At 73.0% G+C, this 14,749-nt stretch carries 12 protein-coding genes; 4 read left to right on the top strand and 8 right to left on the bottom strand.

What is annotated here, in order from left to right:
- The first annotated feature begins 62 nt into the window (after positions 1 to 62).
- The gene (locus VT50_RS36510) at positions 63 to 548 is read left to right on the top strand and encodes a GNAT family N-acetyltransferase (RefSeq protein ID WP_079343971.1); all 486 of its coding nucleotides are present in this window, start codon (positions 63 to 65) and stop codon (positions 546 to 548) included.
- A 6-nt stretch (positions 549 to 554) separates the two neighbouring features.
- Here VT50_RS36510 and VT50_RS36505 read toward each other — a convergent pair whose 3' ends face one another.
- Positions 555 to 1,076: a DUF4240 domain-containing protein gene (locus VT50_RS36505; RefSeq protein ID WP_078840555.1), complete on the bottom strand. Its 522-nt coding sequence runs from the start codon at positions 1,074 to 1,076 to the stop codon at positions 555 to 557.
- Between the two features lie 155 nt (positions 1,077 to 1,231).
- On the opposite strand from VT50_RS36505, the gene VT50_RS36500 reads away from it, so the two are divergent.
- Positions 1,232 to 2,152 (top strand): SDR family oxidoreductase, encoded by a 921-nt coding sequence (locus VT50_RS36500; protein WP_046084435.1) that lies wholly within the window; start codon positions 1,232 to 1,234, stop codon positions 2,150 to 2,152.
- A 15-nt stretch (positions 2,153 to 2,167) separates the two neighbouring features.
- On the opposite strand, the gene VT50_RS36495 is transcribed toward VT50_RS36500, so the two are convergent.
- A complete protein-coding gene (locus VT50_RS36495) occupies positions 2,168 to 3,133 on the bottom strand; it encodes a helix-turn-helix transcriptional regulator (RefSeq protein ID WP_046084436.1) in 966 nt (321 codons plus the stop codon).
- A 14-nt stretch (positions 3,134 to 3,147) separates the two neighbouring features.
- Between VT50_RS36495 and VT50_RS41115 the strand changes: the two genes are divergently transcribed.
- On the top strand, positions 3,148 to 3,498 hold the full coding sequence (locus VT50_RS41115; RefSeq protein WP_206269548.1) for an SDR family oxidoreductase: 351 nt from the start codon (positions 3,148 to 3,150) through the stop codon (positions 3,496 to 3,498).
- 55 nt (positions 3,499 to 3,553) lie between these two features.
- Here the strand turns inward: VT50_RS41115 and aceE are convergent, their stop codons facing one another.
- The 5 genes from aceE to VT50_RS36465 form a co-directional block, all read right to left on the bottom strand.
- On the bottom strand, positions 3,554 to 6,229 hold the full coding sequence (gene aceE / locus VT50_RS36485) for a pyruvate dehydrogenase (acetyl-transferring), homodimeric type (RefSeq protein WP_046084438.1): 2,676 nt from the start codon (positions 6,227 to 6,229) through the stop codon (positions 3,554 to 3,556).
- A gap of 91 nt (positions 6,230 to 6,320) precedes the next feature.
- Positions 6,321 to 6,944 carry a GntR family transcriptional regulator gene (locus VT50_RS36480; RefSeq protein ID WP_046084439.1) on the bottom strand — a complete coding sequence of 208 codons (624 nt, stop codon included), beginning with the start codon at positions 6,942 to 6,944 and terminating at the stop codon, positions 6,321 to 6,323.
- A 141-nt stretch (positions 6,945 to 7,085) separates the two neighbouring features.
- Complete coding sequence (gene sucB, locus VT50_RS36475) at positions 7,086 to 8,837, bottom strand: 2-oxoglutarate dehydrogenase, E2 component, dihydrolipoamide succinyltransferase (protein ID WP_046084440.1); 1,752 nt, start codon at positions 8,835 to 8,837, stop codon at positions 7,086 to 7,088.
- Between the two features lie 51 nt (positions 8,838 to 8,888).
- On the bottom strand, positions 8,889 to 10,277 hold the full coding sequence (lpdA, locus tag VT50_RS36470) for a dihydrolipoyl dehydrogenase (RefSeq protein WP_046084441.1): 1,389 nt from the start codon (positions 10,275 to 10,277) through the stop codon (positions 8,889 to 8,891).
- 335 nt (positions 10,278 to 10,612) lie between these two features.
- Positions 10,613 to 12,157, bottom strand: coding sequence for a leucyl aminopeptidase (locus VT50_RS36465; RefSeq protein WP_046084442.1), 1,545 nt, complete (start codon positions 12,155 to 12,157; stop codon positions 10,613 to 10,615).
- Between the two features lie 193 nt (positions 12,158 to 12,350).
- On the opposite strand from VT50_RS36465, the gene VT50_RS36460 reads away from it, so the two are divergent.
- Complete coding sequence (locus tag VT50_RS36460; protein ID WP_075200257.1) at positions 12,351 to 13,283, top strand: adenosylcobinamide-GDP ribazoletransferase; 933 nt, start codon at positions 12,351 to 12,353, stop codon at positions 13,281 to 13,283.
- A 118-nt stretch (positions 13,284 to 13,401) separates the two neighbouring features.
- Here the strand turns inward: VT50_RS36460 and cobT are convergent, their stop codons facing one another.
- Positions 13,402 to 14,451 (bottom strand): nicotinate-nucleotide--dimethylbenzimidazole phosphoribosyltransferase, encoded by a 1,050-nt coding sequence (gene cobT, locus VT50_RS36455; protein ID WP_046084443.1) that lies wholly within the window; start codon positions 14,449 to 14,451, stop codon positions 13,402 to 13,404.
- Positions 14,452 to 14,749: the final 298 nt, after the last annotated feature.

Below are 14,749 nucleotides of genomic sequence, written 5' to 3'. Positions count from 1 at the left end.
ACCCCTCCCACCCCTCCCCGCCCCAGCCCTCCCAGCCGCCCCGACCACCCCAGCGGCCCGGGCTGACCGTCCGGCCCGCCGTGCTCGACGACGAGACGGCGCTGGCCGAGCTCGACCGCCGTACCTGGTCGACCCTGCACGCCGTACAGCCGAGGCCGCAGCCGCCGTATGACCCCTTCTTCACCCTCCGCAACCGCGTCGAGCACATCCTGGTGGCCGAGCTCGCCGGGTCTCCCGTCGGCTACCTGCGGCTCGTCCCGCCGTCCCCGCTGGCCTGCAACGCGCATGTCCGCCAGATACAAGGGCTCGCGGTGGACGAGCGGGTACGGGGGAAGGGCGTGGCGCGGGCGCTGCTCGGCGCCGCGTACCAGGAGGCGCGGCGGCAGGGCGCGACCCGGATGACCCTGCGGGTGCTGGGCCACAACACCCCCGCACGGCGGCTGTACGCGTCGGAGGGGTTCGCGGTGGAGGGGGTGCTGCCGGGGGAGTTCCTGCTGGAGGGGGAGTACGTGGACGATGTGCTGATGGGGCGCCCGCTGGACCGCTAGGGCCGGTCAGGCCCGGAAGCGCTCCCACAGCCGCGGATAGCGCTCCGCCAGCACCGCCTCGCGCTCGAAGTCGAGGGGTTCACCGATCGGTTCCCGGGGGGTGGACGGGATCCCCAGCTCCGGCAGGGGCGCGCCGGTCAGCCGCTCGTACGCCTCGTCCGCCGCGTACCCCAGGTCCTCGCAGTCGCCGTCCACCCGCTCGTCGAAGTCCCCGAGCAGTTCGGCGAGCGCGTCCGGATCGTGCAGCGCGCCCTCGAAGATCTCCCGGCCCTGGCCGATCAGCCAGTAGCGGAACGCCTCGAAGGCGTCGTCGCTGACCCCGCCGAGCAGCACCCAGGCGGCGCCCCACACATCCCAGCGGTACGCCCGGTTGGAGCGGGCCTCGAAGTGCCGGGCGAAGTCCAGCACCGCGTCGGGGTCGAGCTGTGACAGCTGCTCGACGAGCACGTCGGACTGGTCCTCGGGGTCGCCGTCGGCGGCCTCCCGAGCGCTGTCGACCAGCCCCCAGAACTCCGTCTCGTCCATCATCACGGGACCAGGATCGGCCCTACCGCGCACCCCCGCACGCGGAACGGGCCGGATGCGACCGCCCCGCGATACCGGACAGCAGGTGTCGGGTTTCCCTGCGAAGGTCGACCACGTATCACCCAACACGGCACGCACATCGAGAGGACGTATGGGACGTGAGTACACAGGGCGCACTGGCGGGACGGATCGCACTCGTCGCGGGGGCGACGCGCGGCGCGGGCCGGGCGATGGCCGTCGAGCTGGGGGCGGCCGGGGCGACCGTCTACGCGACGGGGCGCACCACCCGGGAGGCGGTCAGCGAGGTGGGGCGGACCACCGAGACCATCGAGGAGACGGCTGAGCTGATCACGGCCGCGGGCGGCACGGGCATCGCGGTGCCGACCGACCACCTCGAGCCCGAGCAGGTCCAGGCGCTGGTGGAGCGGATCGACCGGGAGCAGGGCCGGCTGGACGTCCTGGTCAATGACGTATGGGGCGGTGAGGGGCTGATCGAGTTCGGCAAGAAGGCGTGGGAGTTGGATCTGGCGGGCGGGCTGCGGATGCTCCGGCTCGGCGTCGAGACCCATCTGATCACCAGCTACTACGCGCTGCCGCTGCTGATCCGGCACCCGGGCGGGCTGGTGGTCGAGGTGACCGACGGAAACGGGGAGTTCAACAAGATGTACCGGCAGAACCTCTTCTACGACCTCACCAAGAACGCCCCGATCCGCACGGCCTTCGGCCTCGGGGAGGAGCTGAAGGAGCTCGGCGGCACGGCGGTCAGCGTCTCACCGGGCTTTCTGCGCTCCGAGCAGATGCTGGACCACTACGGGGTGACGGAGGAGAACTGGCGGGACGCGGTGGAGAAGGAGCCGCACTTCGCCATCGCCGAGTCGCCGCACTTCGTCGGGCGCGCGGTCGCCGCGCTCGCCGCCGACCCGGACCGGGCGCGGTGGAACGGCAAGTCCGTCTTCAGCGGGGAGCTGGCCCAGGTCTACGGCTTCACCGATCTGGACGGCTCACGGCCGGATGCCTTCGGCTACTTCCAGAACGTCGTCTTCGGCGGTGAGGAGGCCACGGCGGCGGACTACCGATAGGGCCACCGGCACGGCTCACCGGTACAGCTCCGCCGTGCGGCGCGCCGCGTCCACGAAGAGTGCCCGCAGCTCCGGCGGCCCCAGCACCTCCGCCTCCGGGCCGAGCCCGAGCAGCTGGGCGAGGGCCACCTCATACGACTCGACGGGCAGGGTGACGGTGAGCCGCCCCTGTCCGTCGGGCTCCCCGGCCCCGCGTACCGCCTCCTCGGCCGCCACCCGGTCCGTGACGTGCGGCAGCCGCCGGGCCCCGGCCGGAGTCAGCCGTACGACCGCCCGCTCCCGCAGGATCGAGCGGGCGAACTGCTCGGCCCGCTCCTCCCAGAAGGCGGGCAGGTCGAACTCCTCGTCCCGGGTGAAGCGGTCGCCGGTCGGCTCGACGGCGGCGAAACGGTCCACCCGGTACACCCGGAAGCCGCCCTCCGTACGGGCCGCGAGGTACCAGACGCCCGCCTTGAGCACGAGCCCGTACGGCTCCAGCTCCCGCCCGACCTCCCCGTCCCGGCGCCGGTAGCGTACGGCGATCCGCAGATCGTCCCAGATCGCGTCGGCGATGCCCGGCAGCAGCTCCGGCGCCTCCGGCTCGCGCCACCAGCCGGGGGCGTCGAGGTGGAACCGCTGGCCCACCGTGTGGGAGGCGTCCCGCAGCTCGGGGAGCAGCGCGGCGGAGACCTTCAGCCGGGCGGCGGAGGCGGCGTCCGCGAGCCCCATCTCGCGCAGCGCGGAGGGCACGCCGGACAGGAACAGCGCCTCGGCCTCGGTCCGCCCGAGGCCGGTCAGCCGGGTGCGGTAGCCGCCGATGAGCCGGTAGCCCCCGGCCCGACCCCGGTCCGCGTAGACCGGGATCCCCGCCTCGGACAGCGCGGCGGCGTCCCGCGTCACGGTCCGCTCGGAGACCTCGAGCTCCCGCGCCAGCTCGGCCCCGGTGATCGAGGGCCGGGCCTGGAGCAGAAGCACCATCTTGATGAGCCGGGCAGCACGCACCGCCCCATGATGCACTGCCCTCCGGGGGAGCGGCGGACCACGGCGCGTCGCCCGTCGGCCGGACGCCGCCCGGGAGCGCGGGCCGCGGGCCGCGGTGGTGCGCCCCGGCCGCCGAACTCCTCGCCGGGGACGCAGAGTGCACCGCCATCGCGCCCGGATTCATCGTCAGCGAGATGACCGACGCGACCGCGGCACGGCTGAAGACGGACATCGAGGAGTTCCGCGCGCTCGGCGCCGAGAAGAACCCGGTCAAGCGGGTCGGCTCCGCCGAGGACGTTGCCGCGGCGGCCGCGTTCCTGCGCAGTGACGAGGCGTCGTACATCACCGGCCAGACCCTGTACGCCGACGGTGGCGCCAAGCTGTGAGGGCGCGCCACGTCCGGATGGCGCCGGGGCGGGATCGCGGTCCCGCCCCGGCGCCTCAGACGCCGTACCGCTCCGCGGCCTCCTTGGCGGCCGTCGCCCGGACCGCGCCCTGGCGGGCCAGGCGGGACAGGGCGGCCACCACGATGGCCGGGGCGTCCACGCCGAAGTGGCGGCGGGCGGCCTCGCGGGTGTCGGAGAGGCCGAAACCGTCCGTGCCCAGTGAGTACCAGTCCTGCTCGACCCACTGGCTGATCTGGTCGGGTACGGCACGCATCCAGTCGCTGACGGCGAGGACCGGGCCCGGTGCGCCTGCCAGGGCACGGGTGACGTACGGGACCCGGTCTTCGCCCCTGAGCTGCGCCGCGTCACAGGACAGGGCGTCGCGGCGCAGCTCGCTCCAGGAGGTGGCGGACCACACGTCGGCGGCCACGCCCCAGTCGTCGGCGAGGAGTCTCTGGGCCTCCAGCGTCCAGTGGACCGCGGTGCCGGAGGCGAGGAGCTGGATGCGGGGGGAGTCCGCGGCCGGGGCCGCGGCCTCCTGGTAGCGGTACAGGCCCTTGAGGATGCCCTCCTCGACGCCCTCGCCCTGAGGGATCGCCGGTTGCACCTTGGGCTCGTTGTAGACCGTCAGGTAGTAGAAGACGTCCTCGGCCTCGGGGCCGTACATCCGCCGCAGACCCTCCCGCACGATCGCGCCCACCTCGTAGGCGAACGCCGGGTCATAGGCGAGCGCCGCCGGGTTGGTGGAGGCGATCAGCGGGGAGTGGCCGTCGGCGTGCTGCAGCCCCTCGCCGGTCATCGTCGTACGGCCCGCCGTGGCGCCGATCAGGAAGCCGCGGCCCAGCTGGTCGGCCAGCGCCCACATCTGGTCGGCGGTGCGCTGCCAGCCGAACATCGAGTAGAAGATGTAGAAGGGGATCATCGGCTCGCCGTGGGTCGCGTACGACGTCGCGGCGGCGGTGAAGTCGGCCATCGAACCGGCCTCGGTGATCCCCTCGTTGAGGATCTGACCGTTCGCGGCCTCCTTGTAGTACAGGAGCTGATCGCGGTCGACCGGGTCGTAGGTCTGGCCGAGCGGGGAGTAGATCCCGGCGGTGGGGAAGAGCGATTCCATGCCGAAGGTCCGCGCCTCGTCCGGCACGATCGGCACCCAGCGCCGCCCGGTCTCCTTCTCCCGCATCAGGTCCTTGACCAGCCGGACGAAGGCCATGGTGGTGGCGATCTCCTGGCTGCCTGAGCCCTTGGCGAGCGCCTGGAACGGCTTCGCGGACGGCTCGGGCAGCGCCACCGGGTGCACCCGGCGGGCCGGGGCCGGGCCGCCGAGGGCCGCGCGGCGCTCCTGGAGGTAGCGGACCTCGGGGGAGTCGGGGCCGGGGTGGACGTACGGCACGAGCGCGTCGTCCAGCTTGCTGTCCGGGATGGGGAGTTCGAGGAGGTCCCGCATGGCGCGGAACTCCTTGCCCGTCAGCTTCTTCATCTGGTGGTTGGCGTTGCGCGACTCGAAGCCGGGGCCCAGCGTCCAGCCCTTGACGGTCTGGGCGAGCACGACGGTCGGGGCGCCCTGGTGCTCCACGGCCGCGCGGTACGCCGCGTACACCTTGCGCGGCTCGTGGCCCGCGCGCGAGGTGTGGAAACACTCGGTGAGCCCCGCGTCGGTGAGCCCCCGGGCCAGCCGGGCCAGCTCCGGGTCGGCGCCGAAGAAGTGCTCACGGATGTAGGCCGCGTCGCGGGTCGCGTACGTCTGGAACTGGCCGTCCGGGACCTCACGCAGCCGCCGGACCAGCGCGCCCGAGGCGTCCAGCGCGAACAGCTCGTCCCAGGCCGAGCCCCACAGCGACTTGACCACGTTCCAGCCCGCCGCGCGGAACTGGGCCTCCAGCTCCTGCACGATCTTGAAGTTGGCGCGCACCGGGCCGTCGAGGCGCTGCAGGTTGCAGTTGATGACGAAGGTGAGGTTGTCCAGGCCCTCGCGCCCGGCCAGGGCGAGCGCGGCCGTCGACTCCGGCTCGTCCATCTCGCCGTCCCCGAGGAACGCCCATACGTGGGAGTCCGCGGTGTCCTTGATGCCGCGCGCCGCCAGATAGCGGTTGAAGCGGGCCTGGTAGATCGCGGAGATCGGGCCGAGCCCCATCGAGACGGTGGGGAACTCCCACAGCCAGGGCAGCCGCCGCGGATGCGGATAGGACGGCAGGCCGTCGCCGCCCGCCTCGCGGCGGAAGCGGTCCAGGTGGTGCTCGGTCAGCCGCCCGTCGAGGAAGGCGCGGGCGTAGATGCCGGGGGAGGCGTGGCCCTGGATGTAGAGCTGGTCCCCGCTTCCGTCCGCCTCCTTGCCCCGGAAGAAGTGCTGGAAGCCCGTCTCGTAGAGCCAGGCGGCGGAGGCGAAGGTGGCGATGTGGCCGCCGAGGCCGTCCCGGCTGCCGCGGGTGACCATCGCCGCCGCGTTCCACCGGTTCCAGGCGGTGATGCGGCGCTCCATGGCCTCGTCGCCCGGGAACGCGGGCTCGGCCGCGGTCGGGATGGTGTTGAGGTAGTCCGACTCCAGCAGGGGCGGCAGCGCGAGCCCGGCGCTCTCGGCGCGCTCCAGGGTGCGGCGCATGAGGTACGAGGCGCGGTGCGGCCCGGCCGCCCGGGTGACGGCGTCCAGGGAGGCGCCCCATTCGGCGGTCTCCTCGGGGTCACGGTCGGGAAGCTGGTCGAGCGCACCCGGCTGCGTGCGTACGGGATCGGTCATGACATCACCGTAGGACTGATCGATGATCGATCAAAGATCTGTCGAGCAAAAAGTGCTCCGCAGGCCGAAATTGGCATTCCGTGCCGCGAAACTAGGCACGCGGTGCACAGCCGAGGACATGCTCCTTGACCAGTTCGCCGACCCGCGGATCCCGCCGCCTGAAGGCGTCCACCACGGCCTGGTGCTCCTCCGCGTACGACTGCTGGACGGTGCCCAGCCAGCGGATCGACAGCGTCGTCCAGATCTCGATGCCCAGCGACTCCCAGGTGTGCAGCAGCACGCTGTTGCCCGACGCCCGCACCAGCTCCCGGTGGAACGCCACGGTGTGCCGGACCTGGGCCTCCCCGTCGGCCGCGCGGTCCGCCTCGTACAGCGCCCGCACCTCGGGCTCCAGGGCGGAGGTGTCCTCGGCCAGCACGGGCGCGGCCAGTTCCGCCGCGATCTGCTCGAGCCCGGCCCGCACCGGATAGATCTCCTCCAGGTCGGCGGCGGTCAGATTCCGCACCCGGACGCCCTTGTTCGGCGCCGACTCGATCAGCCGCAGCGACTCAAGCTCCCGCAGCGCCTCCCGTACGGGCGTCTGGCTGACCTCCAGCTCGGTGGCGATCCGGCGCTCCACGATCCGCTCGCCCGGCTTCCAGCGACCGCTGACGATGCCCTCCACGATGTGCTCGCGGATCTGCTCGCGCAGCGAGTGGACGACGGGCGCGGCCATGGGGAACTCCTTAGAACCAGCGGTGGACAGCTGCCATTATCCCGGCACCGCGATAAGGAAAACCGCGCCCCGCACGGACTTCCCGTGCGGGGCGCGGCAGTGCCTCGTGAGGCACGGCAGCCTCGTGAGGCGCTTTACGGCTCAGAGCCCGAGGTCCACCTCGAACTCACCGGCCTCCAGGATCTCCTTGACGGCCGTCAGGTAGCGGGCCGCGTCGGCACCGTCCACCAGGCGGTGGTCGTAGGAGAGCGCCACGTACGTCATGTCGCGCACCGCGATGGTCTCGCCCAGCTCCGGGTGGTCGATGACCACCGGGCGCTTGACGGTCGCGCCGATGCCCAGGATGGCGACCTGGTTCGGCGGCACGATGATCGTGTCGAACAGCGCACCGCGCGAGCCGGTGTTGCTGATCGTGAAGGTGGCGCCGGACACCTCGTCCGGGGTGATCTTGTTGGAGCGGACCTTGCCCGCGAGCTCCGCCGTCTTCTTGGACAGACCGGCGATGTTGAGGTCGCCGGCGTTCTTGATGACCGGGGTCATCAGGCCCTTCTCGGCGTCCACCGCGATACCGACGTTCTCCACGTCGAAGTACGTGATGGTGTTGTCGTCCTCGTTGATCCGGGCGTTGATGGCCGGGTGGGCCTTGAGCGCCTGGACGGCGGCCTTCACGAAGAACGGCATCGGCGACAGCTTGACGCCCTCGCGCTGGGCGAACGCCTCCTTGGCCCGGGCGCGCAGCCGCATGACCTTGGTGACGTCCACCTCGACCACGCTGGTGAGCTGGGCCTGGCTGTGCAGGGCCTTCATCATGTTGTCGCCGATGACCTTGCGCATCCGCGGCATCTTGACGGTCTGGCCGCGCAGCGGGGACACCTCCTGCGCGGCGGCCTTCGGCGCGGCGGCCGGGGCCGGTGCCTGGGCGGCGGCCTTGGCGGCCTCCGCGGCGGCGACGACGTCCTGCTTGCGGATGCGGCCGCCGACGCCGGTGCCCTTGACCGTGGACAGGTCCACGTTGTTCTCGGCGGCGAGCTTGCGCACCAGCGGGGTGACGTAGGCGCCCTCGGCCTCGGGGGCCGCGGGGGCCGGGATGGTGGCGGCCGGAGCCGGGGCGGGCGCCGGAGCGGCCGGGGCAGGCTCGGGGGCGACCGGCTCCGGGGTGACCGCCTGCGGCGCCGGGGCGCTCGGGGCCTGCGGGGCCGGGGCGGGCGCCGGGGCCTCCTGGACCGGCTCGGGAGCCGGGGCCGGGGCGGCCGGGGCCTCGGCGGGCGCGGCGGCCGGAGCGGCACCGGCGGCGCCGATCACGGCCAGCTTGGCGCCGACCTCGGCGGTCTCGTCCTCGCCGACCAGGATCTCCAGCAGGGTGCCCGCGGCCGGGGCCGGGATCTCGGTGTCGACCTTGTCGGTGGAGACCTCGAGCAGCGGCTCATCGGCCTCGACGGACTCGCCGACCTCCTTGAGCCAGCGGGTGACGGTGCCCTCGGTCACGCTCTCGCCGAGCGCGGGGAGGACCACATCGGTGCCCTCGGCGCCACCGGCCGGAGCGGCGGCGGCAGGGGCGGGCGCGGGGGCCTCGGCGGCGGGCGCCGGGGCGGGCTCGGGCTGAGCCGCCGGAGCGGGCTCGGCCGCGGGCGCGGGGGCCTCGGCCGGGGCCGCGCCGCCGTCGTCGATGACGGCCAGCTCGGCGCCGACCTCCACCGTCTCGTCCTCGGCCACCTTGATGGACGTCAGCACACCGGCCGAGGGGGCCGGGATCTCGGTGTCGACCTTGTCGGTCGACACCTCGAGCAGGGGCTCGTCGGCCTCGACGCGCTCACCTTCGGCCTTGAGCCAGCGGGTGACGGTGCCCTCGGTCACGCTCTCGCCGAGCGCCGGCAGGGTTACGGAAACCGCCATGGTGTTCGGTTGCTCCTTAACGATCTTTGGATGGTTCGCGCTCGGGATGAGTCAGTCGTGGGAGTGCAGCGGCTTGCCGGCCAGGGCCAGGTGGGCCTCGCCGAGCGCCTCGTTCTGGGTCGGGTGGGCGTGGACGAGCTGCGCGACCTCGGCCGGCAGCGCCTCCCAGTTGTAGATCAGCTGAGCCTCGCCGACCTGCTCGCCCATCCGGTCACCGACCATGTGGACGCCGACGACGGCACCGTCCCGTACCTGCACGAGCTTGATCTCGCCCGCGGTCCTGAGGATCTTGCTCTTGCCGTTGCCCGCGAGGTTGTACTTCAGGGCGACGACCTTGTCCGCGCCGTACAGCTCCTTGGCCTTGGCCTCGGTGATGCCGACGGAGGCGACCTCGGGGTGGCAGTAGGTCACCCGGGGCACGCCGTCGTAGTCGACCGGCACCGGGCTCAGACCGGCCAGCCGCTCGGCCACCAGCATGCCCTCGGCGAAGCCGACGTGGGCCAGCTGGAGGGTGGGGACCAGGTCGCCGACGGCGGAGATGGTCGGCACGTTGGTCCGCATGTACTCGTCGACGAGGACATAGCCGCGGTCCATGGCGACCCCGGCCTCCTCGTAGCCGAGCCCCTGCGAGACCGGGCCGCGGCCCACGGCCACCAGCAGCAGCTCGGCCTCGAAGGTCTTGCCGTTCTCCAGCGAGACCTTGACGCCGTCGGTGGTGTACTCCACGCCCGAGAAGCGGGAGCCGAGGGAGAAGTTGATGCCGCGCTTGCGGAAGGCGCGCTCCAGCAGCTTGGAGCTGCTCTCGTCCTCGACCGGGACGAGGTGGGGAAGTGCCTCGACGATGGTGATGTCGGCCCCGAAGGACTTCCACGCGGAGGCGAACTCGACGCCGATGACGCCGCCGCCCAGCACGATCGCGGACTTCGGCACCCGGTCGAGCACCAGCGCGTGGTCGGAGGAGATGACCCGGTTGCCGTCGATCTCCAGACCGGGCAGGGACTTCGGCACCGAACCGGTGGCCAGCAGGATGTGGCGGCCGGTGTAGCGCTCGCCGTTCACATCGACGGAGGTCGGGGAGGACAGCCGGCCCTCACCCGTCACATAGGTGACCTTGCGGGAGGCGATCAGGCCCTGCAGGCCCTTGTACAGGCCCGAGACCACGCCGTCCTTGTACTTGTGCACACCCTCGATGTCGATGCCCTCGAAGGTGGTCTTCACACCGAATTCCGAGCCCTCGCGGGCCTGGTCGGCGAGTTCACCGGCGTGCAGCAGTGCCTTGGTGGGGATGCAGCCACGGTGCAGACAGGTGCCGCCCAGCTTGTCCTTCTCGATCAGGGCGACGTCCAGACCCAGCTGCGCCGCGCGCAGGGCAGCGGCGTAACCGCCGCTACCGCCTCCGAGGATTACTAGGTCGAAAACGGTGCTGGCGTCGTTCGCCACGTCACGTCCTCCATGCATGGTGCGCCGGGGCCGGCCGTCGGTTGGCCGGGCGGCGGCGTGTGTTCGGCCGCTTCTTGAGTCGGCCCTGGTGTCGGGGGCCCTGTCCTGCCGGGACAACATCTTCGCACTTGTTGGGAGGAGGCGGGACGCGGGGCCGCTGTGTGAGAAATCTCCACACCCCAGTTCAGGGGTTACTGCTGCGTATGCGGAACGCGAAGCCCCGTCGATTTCGTTGAGGGCGAAATCGACGGGACTTTCGGCCTATAGCGGCTGGCGTCTCATACGGTCGCGATTCCGCCCCAGACCCCGGGGTCTGGGGCGGAGCCGCTTCGGCTTCAGCCGAGGTCGCCGTCGGCGGTGCGCTCGGCCAGCCGTACCAGGGTGCGGACCGCGGCGCCCGTGCCGCCCTTGGGGGTGTAGCCGAACGGACCGGAGTCATTGAAGGCCGGACCCGCGATGTCCAGGTGGCCCCAGGTGATCCCGTCCGCCACGAACTCCTTCAGGAAGATACCGGCCACCAGACCGCCACCCATGCGCTCGCCCATGTTCGCCAGATCGGCGACCGGCGAGTCGATGCCCTTACGGAGGTGGTCGGGCAGCGGCATCGGCCAGGACTCCTCACCGACCTCGCCCGCGACCTCGTGGAGCGTCGCGCGGAACGCCTCGTCGTTCGTCATGATCCCGAACGTGCGGTTGCCCAGCGCGAGGACCATCGCACCGGTCAGCGTCGCCACGTCCACGATCGCGTCCGGCTTCTCCTCACCGGCGCGGGTGATCGCGTCGGCGAGCACCAGCCGCCCCTCGGCGTCGGTGTTCAGCACCTCGACGGTCTTGCCGCCGTACATCGACAGCACATCGCCGGGGCGGGTGGCCGAACCCGACGGCATGTTCTCGGCGAGCGCCAGCCAGCCCGTCAGATTGACCCGCAGGCCCAGCCTGGCGGCGGTGACGACCGCGGCGAACACGGCGGCGGCACCGCTCATGTCGCACTTCATCGTCTCGTTGTGACCGGGCGGCTTCAGGGAGATGCCGCCCGAGTCATAGGTGATGCCCTTGCCCACCAGGGCGAGCGTCTTCCCGGCCTTGGGGTGGGTGTACGCGATCCTGACCAGCCGCGGCGGGGCCTCCGAGCCCTGGCCGACGCCGAGGATGCCGCCGTACCCGCCCTTCTTGAGCGCCTTCTCGTCCAGTACCTCGGCCTTGAGGCCGTGTTCCTTGGCCGCCGCCACCGCCTCGGCCGCGAAGGCGGCCGGATTGAGGAGGTTGGACGGGGCGTTGATCAGGTCACGGGCGCGGTTGACCTCCGCGACGAGGGCGGTGGCGCGCTCGACGACCGCCTTGTACGCCTTGTCACGCGGCTTGCCGCCGACGAGGGCGACCTCGGCCAGCGGCCCGTTGTCCTTCTTGTCCTTGTCCTTGTCCTTGCTCTTGGTGTTGCCGCCGTTGCCGTTGCTCTTGTCGTACGCGTACGCCCCGAGCAGCGCGCCCTCGGCCACGGCGGTGGCGGCGGCCGGGTCCTCGATCGGCAGCGCGAACGCGCCCTTCTTCGAACCGGACAGCGCGCGGGCGGCCGTGCCCGCGGCCCGGCGCAGCGTCTCGGCGTCATAGCCGTCGCCCTTGGCCGGGGCCTCGCCCAGCCCGACCGCCAGCACGACCGGGGCCTTGAGGCCGGACGCGGCGGGCAGTTTGGTCACCTCGCCCTCGGCGCCGGTCGCGCCGAGCGTCTCCAGAACGGCGGCCAGCTTCCCGCCGAACGCCTTGTCCACGGCCTCGGCGCCGACAGCGACGACGGGGCCCTTGGGCCCCTTCGCCACACCGACGACGACGGCGTCCGCGCGCAGTGCCGCGGCGGACGAGGTGCTGAGAGTCAGAGCAGTCACAGTGGTCGGGTCCCTCTTCCGGTAGTTCGTCGGCCGCCATGGATTGTGGGCCGCGCCCCTCCGCATCGTATGCCTGCCCGCTTTTTGGGGTTCGGTTCGCCTCCGGGGCGCCCGGCCCACGGCCGGTGAGGGCGCAACAGGGGCATGCTCTGGGGCTTACCGGCTGCGGGCGGCCGGGATAGCCTTCCGCGCGATGGACACGACGCCGGAGCCGCCGCCGCAGCAGCCGCAACCGCAGCCGTCCGCACGCCCGTCGGGGCCCGAGCCCGAGCCCGAGCCCGAGCCCGGGCCCGACCGGCCGGAGCATCCGCCGCGGCCCGACTACGACCCGCCGCCCGCGCACGCTCCGCGTGCCCCCTGGGCCGACGGGGTCCGCTTCGCCTTCGGCACTCTCACGGTGCTGCCCGTACGGGGCACGCGGTGGGACCGGGAGGCGGCGCACACGGGGATGCTGTGCGCTCCGCTGGCCGGGCTGGTCGTGGGGCTGTGCGCGGCCGCGGTGGGTGGGGTGTCGCTGTTCCTGGGCGGCGGGGCGCTGCTCGCGGCCGTGGCCACCGCCGCGATACCCGCCGTACTGACCCGCGGCCTCCATCTCGACGGGCTCGCCGACACCGCGGACGGGCTCGGCAGCGGCAAGCCCGCCGAGGACGCGCTGGGCATCATGAAGCGGTCGGACATCGGGCCGTTCGGCGTGATCACGCTGCTGTTCGCCCTGCTCGGGCAGGTGGCGGCCCTGGCCGAGCTCTACGGGCAGGACTGGGCGCACGGCGCGGTCGGGGCCGCCGTGGCCGGTGTCACCGCGCGCTGCGCCCTGACGCTCGCGGCCCGCGTGGGGGTTCCGGCGGCGCGCCCGGAGGGGCTGGGCGCGGCGGTCGCGGGCAGCGTGCCGTGGCGTTCCGCCGGTGTCGTGGCGGCGGTCACGGTGGTCGGCTGCGCGGTGGTGGCCGTCCCCTTCGGCCCGTACGCCGTCGTCCGCAACGCCTTCGCGGCCCTGGCCGCCCTGGCGGCAGCCGAACTCCTCCTGCACCACTGCCGCCGCCGTCTCGGCGGGGTGACCGGCGATGTCTTCGGCGCGCTGGCGGAAACGGCCGCCACGGCCGCCCTGGTGGTCCTGACCTTCGGCTGATCGGCCGAGAGGTGTCCGACGCGTGACGCCCGTGCCGGACCGCTCAACTGTGGCTCCGCCCCAGCCCCCAGACGGAGCCCCGCCACGCGGCGGACACCCCGTAGGAACCCTTAGCCCTCTAGTCCTCGCGCTCCGGGAGCTCCGCGTGCAGTGCCGCGGCGGCCTGCACCAGTGGCAGGGCGAGGAGCGCGCCCGTGCCCTCGCCGACCGTGACGCCCTGGTCGAGCAGCGGGGTGAGGGCGATGCGGTCGAGGGCCTTCTCCTGGCCCGGTTCGCCGCTGGTCTGACCGGCCAGCCACCAGTCCGGGGCGCGGAACGCCACCCGCTGGGCGACCAGCGCGCAGGCCGCGGAGACGACGCCGTCGAGGATCACGGGGGTGCGGCGTACGGCGCTCTGGAGCAGGAAGCCGGTGATCGCGGTGAGGTCGGCACCGCCGACGGTGGCCAGCAACTGGAGCTGGTCGCCGAGCACCGGGCGGGCGCGGCGCAGCCCGTCGCGGATGGCGGCGCACTTGCGCATCCAGGCGAGGTCGTCGATGGCGGCCCCGCCGCGGCCGGTGACCACGGACGCGTCCGTACCGCACAGCGCGGCGATGAGCGTGGCCGCGGCGGTGGTGCCGCCGACGCTGAGGTCGCCGAGGACGAGGAGGTCCGTACCGGAGTCGGCTTCCTCGTCGGCGATGGCCATCCCCGCGCGGAAGGCCCGCTCCGCCTCGTCCAGGGTGAGCGCGTCCTCGAGGTCGATCCGGCCGGACGCCCGGCGCACCCGGTGGCGGGTGACGTCTTCGGGTAGGTCCCCCGGGTCGCAGTCCAGGGCCATGTCGATGACGCGGACGGGGGTGCCGAGGCGGGCGGCGAGAATGGCGGCCGGGCTCCCGCCGTCGAGCACGGCGCGGACCAGACGGTGGGCGCTCCTGGCGGGGCGGGCGGAGACGCCGAGGTCGGAGACGCCGTGGTCACCCGCGAAGAGGACGACGCGGGCCTGCTCGATGGGCTTGACCGGCACCCGCTGCTGAGCGGCGGCCAGCCACTCGCCCAATTCGTCCAGCCGCCCGAGCGCACCCGGCGGCAACGCGAGCCGCTCGCGGCGCTCCTCGGCGTCACGCCGGATGCCCCCGTCGGGGCGCTCGATCAGGTCGACGAAGTCATCGAGATTGAGAGCACTCACCTGCCGAACCCTACCGGGCGCTCCGGGAACCGGTACGGCGTCCGGCCGTTGACCCCGGGGCGACGCGCGCAGGGGCTCGGGCGGGGGCTCGGGCCGTGGGCTTGCGTTGGTCTACTCGGCTCGGCCGTCCGCGCCGCCGTCTCGCGCCTGCGGCGCAATTGAGCAGCGGGGCAGGGGGTGGGGGCGCGGGCCGCGTCGCCGGGCCGGTGGGACGCGAAGACCGTGGCGGCTCGGGCCCCGGGGGGCTGATCCCGTTGCCGGGCTGCCGGGCTGCCGGGCTGCCGGGCTGCCGGGCTGC

The sequence above is a fragment of the Streptomyces antioxidans genome (assembly GCF_000968685.2).
GTDB classification, from domain to species: Bacteria; Actinomycetota; Actinomycetes; order Streptomycetales; family Streptomycetaceae; genus Streptomyces; species Streptomyces antioxidans.
Note: the sequence above shows the minus strand (reverse complement) of the source record. Positions and strands in the feature narration are given on the sequence as shown.